Source organism: Streptomyces flavofungini (assembly GCF_041028215.1).
Taxonomy (GTDB): Bacteria; Actinomycetota; Actinomycetes; order Streptomycetales; family Streptomycetaceae; genus Streptomyces; species Streptomyces flavofungini_B.
In genome coordinates this window covers 1-4,927 of the sequence record NZ_JASKYR010000612.1, presented here as the reverse complement: position 1 = coordinate 4,927, position 4,927 = coordinate 1, and the positions used below count along the sequence as shown (strand labels likewise).

The 4,927-nt window shown below is 72.6% G+C and carries 5 protein-coding genes and 1 pseudogene; 2 read left to right on the top strand and 4 right to left on the bottom strand.

Annotation, left to right across the window (positions count from 1 at the left end; all coding sequences use genetic code 11):
• Nucleotides 1-220: 220 nt before the first annotated feature.
• Nucleotides 221-781, top strand: coding sequence for a CGNR zinc finger domain-containing protein (locus AB8Z36_RS30960; RefSeq protein ID WP_369216705.1), 561 nt, complete (start codon nt 221-223; stop codon nt 779-781).
• Between the two features lie 67 nt (nt 782-848).
• Nucleotides 849-1,664, top strand: a complete 816-nt coding sequence (locus tag AB8Z36_RS30955) for a polysaccharide deacetylase family protein (protein ID WP_369216704.1) — start codon at nt 849-851, stop codon at nt 1,662-1,664.
• A 219-nt stretch (nt 1,665-1,883) separates the two neighbouring features.
• Here AB8Z36_RS30955 and AB8Z36_RS30950 read toward each other — a convergent pair whose 3' ends face one another.
• The 4 genes and pseudogenes from AB8Z36_RS30950 to AB8Z36_RS30935 all read right to left on the bottom strand — a co-directional run.
• Nucleotides 1,884-2,711, bottom strand: a complete 828-nt coding sequence (locus AB8Z36_RS30950) for a hypothetical protein (RefSeq protein WP_369216703.1) — start codon at nt 2,709-2,711, stop codon at nt 1,884-1,886.
• Between the two features lie 231 nt (nt 2,712-2,942).
• On the bottom strand, nt 2,943-3,836 hold the full coding sequence (locus AB8Z36_RS30945) for an XRE family transcriptional regulator (protein ID WP_369216702.1): 894 nt from the start codon (nt 3,834-3,836) through the stop codon (nt 2,943-2,945).
• A complete protein-coding gene (locus AB8Z36_RS30940) occupies nt 3,833-4,108 on the bottom strand; it encodes a hypothetical protein (protein ID WP_369216701.1) in 276 nt (91 codons plus the stop codon). The genes AB8Z36_RS30945 and AB8Z36_RS30940 overlap by 4 nt, the downstream gene beginning before the upstream one ends.
• A 423-nt stretch (nt 4,109-4,531) precedes the next feature.
• A pseudogene (locus AB8Z36_RS30935) lies at nt 4,532-4,927 on the bottom strand (ATP-grasp domain-containing protein); the annotation flags it as partial.

The window sequence follows — 4,927 nt, the reverse complement described above, 5'->3', positions numbered from 1 at the left end:
CCTCTCCCCGCGCCTGTGCGACGAACTGGAGGAGGCGCTGCGGACCGGCCCGGGAGCGATCGTCCTGGCCAACCACGACCGCTGGCTACGTCGGCGGTGGGAGGGCCGCGCGATCACACTTGAGTGAGGCGGGAGGAGCGGACGAAAGAGGCGGGGGCGCCGAGTGCGCTGCCGTGGGTGGTCGTTGCGTTGCGCGACGGTCACCTGTCAGGATGGTGACGTGAATCTCGACCATGTCTTCGTCTGCGGGCATCCGGCCCTCGACTTCGCGGCCACGCTCCGCGCGCGGCGCTCGGCCCGGTTCGAGATGTTCGTGACGCCGGAGCGGCTGAACGCCTGGTACCTGGAGTCCGGTCTCGTGGACGCGATCACGCCGGGCGACGCCGGTGACGTACGCGAGGCGAGGACCGTCCGCGAGGCCGTCTACCGCCTCGTCACCAACCGCCGTCTCGGCGAGGACTTCGACCGTGAGGCCCTGGCCGTCCTCAACGCCGCCGCGCGCCGGACGCCCGTCACCCCCCAGCTCTCCACGGCGGGCCGCCACAACGAGGCGACCCCGGCCCAGGCCCTCGCGACCGTCGCCCGGCAGGCCGTCGAGGTGCTGAGCGGCCCTGACGTCCCCCTGCTCAAGGAGTGCGGCAACCCGGAGTGCACCCGGGTATACATCGACCGTTCGCGCGGCATGCGGCGCCAGTGGTGCGGCATGGAGAGCTGCGGCAACAAGATCAAGGCCGCGGCGTACCGGGCTCGGAAGAAGACCGGCCCGGCGGTGACCGGGTAGCCCACCGCCATGGGGGTCGGCCCCTCACCGGCTCAAGGGCGGGCGGTGGTCGGCCGATGGCGTGGGTATGGAAACGCGTTCTCTCGCCCTCGTCCGCCGCGCCGTGCCCCGTCGGCTGCTGTTCTGGGTGCCCGCCGTTCTGTCCGCCGTCCTCTGGACCATGGTGCCGGGGATTCCTGCGGAGCGGGCCGAGGCCGTTTCGCCGCGGTCCGCGCCCCGCGCGGACGAGAAGGGGTTGTCGGCGCTCTTCGGGTCGGAGAACCGTGTGCTGTCCACGCCTGAACGGGTCGTCGCCGTCACGTTCAACGCGGCGTGGAACGAGGCCGGTCTCGACCGCGTTCTCGGTGAGCTTGGGCGGCGGCGCACGCCCGCCACGTTCTTCCTCACCGGTGACTTCGCCGGGCGGCACCCGCGGGCGGTGCGCAGGATCGCGGACGCGGGACACGGGCTCGGCAATCACTCCTTCAGCCACCCCTATTTCCGGAAGGTGACCGCCGACGTACGCCGTCGCGAGGTCAGGGCGGCGGATCGTGCCCTGCGCGAGGCCGGTGCGGGGAAGGCACTGACGCCGTTCTTCCGGTTCCCCTACGGCGAGACCAGCCCGGCCCACATCAGGGAGGTCAATGAGCTGGGCTTCGCCGACATCGAGTTCACCGCCGACACCAACGGGTGGAAGGGCAGGGAGGGCGGCATGACCGTGGACCTCGCGGTGGGCCGCGCGCTGGACGCCCTGCGGCCGGGGGCCATCCTGCAGATGCATGTCGGCGCGAGCCAGGGCCGCACCGAGGTCCTCGACGCCCTGGCCCTGCCCCGCGTCCTCGACGCGGTCGCCGCGCGCGGCTACCGCGTCATCGACCTCCGCACCCTGCTCACCGCCGCCTGACCGGGCGGGCGCGGCACGGCACAGCACAGCGCGGCGGGCACAGCAGGGTCAGCAGGGTCAGCAGGACAAAGGGCCCGTCCGCGCGATGCGCGAACGGGCCCTCATGGAGCGCCGGGCAGGCCTTGCACCTGCATTTCCCCGCAGGAAGCGGGGCGTCTTTCCTTGGACCACCAACGCAGCGCTGCCCACCGCTTTCCGCGGCGACCAGTTCTGAACCCACTATATCCCACGGAAACTTGAGACCCGGACGCCGAAGGGCCCGCCGGGTCCGAAGCCTGCCGTGGCGGGTGACAGGGCGAGGGCGGCCCGGGTGCGGACGCGGTTGAGGTAGTAGGACATGCGGGTCCCGCGCCCGTCCGTGCCGCCCGCCGCGGTCGCCTTCTCCCAGCAGACGGCGACAGCCTCCTTGAAGAAGACGTCGGCGGAGGCGCGTTGGTGCTCCTCGGCGGTGACCTTGACCAGCAGGCGCGCGGGTCCCTGCGGTCGGCGCTGTGCCGGTACGTGTTCGGCGGCTCTGTCCTGCGGGGGCCGGTTGGGCAGGGCGCCGGCGGGTTCCGGCTCCGTGGTGTGCGGGTCGCTCATGCTGAAGGCCGCGGCGATGACGACGAGCCGCTCCGCGAAGTCCTCGCCGGGCAGGGGGATTTCGAGGTCGGGATGGCGGTCGTAGCCGATGGCGACGGCGGTGGCGACGAAGTCGATGACGGCCTGCGCCGCCGGGGTGTGTCTGCGCGGGGTGACGCGGCTGAGGCGGCTGAGGACCTGCAGGACGGTGGCGAGGCTGGCGTCGGCGGTGATCACGCCGTGGGCCGGGGTGTCCTCGCCGCCGTCCGCCTCGTGCTCCTCGCCCGGGGCCCGGACACCGGCCTGCGCCCGCCAGAGGGCGGCGGCGTGGGTGTCGCCGTCGGCGAGGTGCTGGAGGAAGAGGCAGTAGGAGGCCGGTGCGTCGTCGGCGCCCGCGGCGTACTGCCACCAGAAGCGCGCGCCGTCGTGGGCCCCGGCGAGTTGCAGGGCGCAGCCGAGTATCCAGGCGGCCCGGGGCTGGGGCACCTGGTCGGTGAGGAAGTCGGCGAGCTGGTCGGGGGTGCAGCGGGCGACGACCGCCTCGCACAGGGCGGCAACCCCCCCCGGCCGGTTCCCGCACCGTCCCGCAGCAGCGATGCCTCGGTGAGCCCGGCGTAGTCGAGGTCGTCGTGGCCGATGACGTCGGAGGGGACGTGTGGCTGGTTCAGCAGCAGTGACTGGGCGAGGAGGTCGTCGACGGTGCTCATGGAGGGGGGATCACTCCTGGGTGTCGGAGTCGGGGCAGAGTTCGTTCAGTGCCCCTCGGGCGTGGTGGTCCAGGGTGTGGGTGACGGCCGGTGCCAGGCCGACGATGCCCGGTACGGCAGTCTCGGGTATCCCGCACAGGTGACGCAGGACCATGACGTCCATCTGGTCCGGCGGCAGGCGGGTGATGGTGTCGAAGAACCGCGCGAGGACGTCGATGCGGTGCAGGCGTTCGGCGAGGTCGGGGATGTCGGCCTGGACGGCCGTGGAGAACGCGGCGGCCCGCAGATCGGGGCGCCCGTCGGGGCGCTTGGGGGCGCAGGCGAGGACCTTGCCGCGCAGCAGCAGCCAGGAGTGGCGGGTCGTGTCGGCGGTGGCGGTCGCCACGTCCCAGGTGAGCCAGAGGATGTCGAAGGTCTCCGACACCACCTGGCGGGCGCGGCGCTCGGACTGGAGGAAGGCCCGCGCGTAGGCGGTGTAGGGCTTCCACATGCTCTGGGTGAGAGCGAGATGGGCGACGGGCTGGTCCTCCCGGCCGAGCGGCTGGACGTCACGGATACGGCTCTTGATCCAGTCGGTGTCCTTGTCGGCCTCCGCGGCGGCGGCCGCCCACAGCCGCAGCAGGGGGCTGACGGGGAGGCCGAGGGCGCGTATCACGCTGTACGTGATCTCCCAGCCGGGGTAGTAGCCCTTGCCCCGTAACAGCTCGGAGAGCCGGGTCTTGGAGTAGCCGGAGAGGCTGACCAGGGCGTCCAGGGTGAGGCCACTGGTGACGAGCCGGGTGCGGACCGGTTCGAGCCAGGCGCGGTGGGCCGGTTTCGCCGTCGCGCAGATCGGCGCGGGCGGGCGTCCGCGGCGACTTGGAGCGTCTCCTCCGGGCCCGCGCGGGGCGTGCGTCGGTTTCACCGTGACAGCTCCTCGTTGCCGGAGGGCACGGACGGCACGGCCTGTGCGGACGGTACGGGCGGCACGGCCGGCTCGGACGGCGCGTCCGTCGGCCGTGCCGCGCCCTGCCGCCCGTCGGGGCCGCCGAGCGCGGAGAAGAGCTGCTGGATGAGGAGCCCCAGCGAGGGCAGCAGGGCCGCCACGGCCGCGAGTTGCCCCAGCACGGTCATCACCGTGCTCCACACGAGGACCGCCGCCAGCACGACGACGGTCATGACTTGCTTGCTAGACATCGCACACCTTCCCCAAAGCATCCTTGGTCTGGAAAGGACCCCTCTGGGGCGGTGCTCACGCGCCCCGGAGGAGTTGGAGGACAGCATGGTGTGCGAGGGCGGCGCCACTCAACGTGATCATGAAGTTACGGAACAATGGCCTCCCCGCGCCCGCCCGGGTTCTACCGCCTGGCGGTGCCCCGCACCGGCAAATCCCGGTGTCATGAGCCGTTTTGGCGACGGAGACGTACTTATCGTTGCGATGCCGGGGCGATGGCGCACCATGGAAGGCGACGCCTCTCCCGGCGTCACACCTTCCGGTCTGGAAGGCAGCGCGGCCCGCTTGTGCTCAAGAACGACCGAAGGGGGCCGCCCCGCTTCCGCCCAGCCACCCATGCGCTGAGCGGAAGCGGTCCCCCTCTCCCCGCTGGGCCTGCGGGGACGCTACTGCCCCGCGGCAGTCCGTACCGCCGTGATCCGTACGCCCGACAGCGCTATGAGCGCGGCCTCGTTCACGGCGGACGCGGTGTCGCCGCGCAGGATGATGCGGCCCACGCGCTGGAGGTTGTCGGTGGGGTCGTCGATGGCGTCGCCCACGTGCTTGGTGAGGGTGACGTCGAGGCCGGGGCCTGTCGGCGGGAGGCCGTCGATGGCGGTCAGGGTGCCCGCGTGCGGGGCGGTGAGGAAGCGGACCGCGGCGGCGGCGGTGCGGGCCGGGGCGAGGTCGGGGCGGTGGCCGAGGGCGATCTGGACGGCGGCGCGGGCCATGTCGATGCCGGTGGCCTGCTCGACGAGCTCCATGATGCCGTCGCCCGGCGGCCTGGCGCCGGTCTCCAGGAC

Excerpts from the sequence above, each read along its gene's own strand:
- AB8Z36_RS30955 (WP_369216704.1), top strand. The coding sequence starts at position 849 with ATGGAAACGCGTTCTCTCGCCCTCGTCCGCCGCGCCGTGCCCCGTCGG.
- AB8Z36_RS30940 (WP_369216701.1), bottom strand. The coding sequence starts at position 4,108 with ATGTCTAGCAAGCAAGTCATGACCGTCGTCGTGCTGGCGGCGGTCCTC.